The organism is Streptomyces sp. SID12501, assembly GCF_010550245.1.
Taxonomy (GTDB): domain Bacteria; phylum Actinomycetota; class Actinomycetes; order Streptomycetales; family Streptomycetaceae; genus Streptomyces.
In genome coordinates this window covers 1-421 of sequence record NZ_JAAGLU010000787.1, presented here as the reverse complement: position 1 = coordinate 421, position 421 = coordinate 1, and the positions used below count along the sequence as shown (strand labels likewise).

Annotated in this window: 1 pseudogene; it reads left to right on the top strand. The window is 73.9% G+C overall.

The window, feature by feature from the left end:
* A pseudogene (locus G3I71_RS52110) lies at nucleotides 1-421 on the top strand (short-chain dehydrogenase); the annotation flags it as partial.

Here is a 421-nt window from a genome sequence, read left to right as displayed (position 1 = left end):
GTCGACGCCGAGCTGGCGCCGCTGCCGGACGACGGCGACCGCATGATCACGGCGTTCGGGCACACGAGCGACGCCCACCCGCGCGCGCTCGCCGGGTCGGTGAGCGACCTGACGAGCCCCGCGCTCGCGATCGAGCGGGCGACGCGCGACGCGCAGGAGCTCGCCGAGCAGTCGCTCACGGCGCAGGCCGCGAGCCTCGAACGGCTCGTCGCGGGCACGTCGATCGACGCGGGCGGGCTGATCCCCGACGTCGCCGAGAGCAACTCGTGGGTCGCGACCGTCGAGCAGGTCGACCCCATGGAGCTGCTCGAGGTCCAGCTGTGCAACCAGACGGCGCCGTTCATCCTCATCAGCCGGTTGCGGCCCGCGATGGCCGCGTCGCCGGCGCGCCGCACGTACGTCGTCAACGTGTCGGCCATGG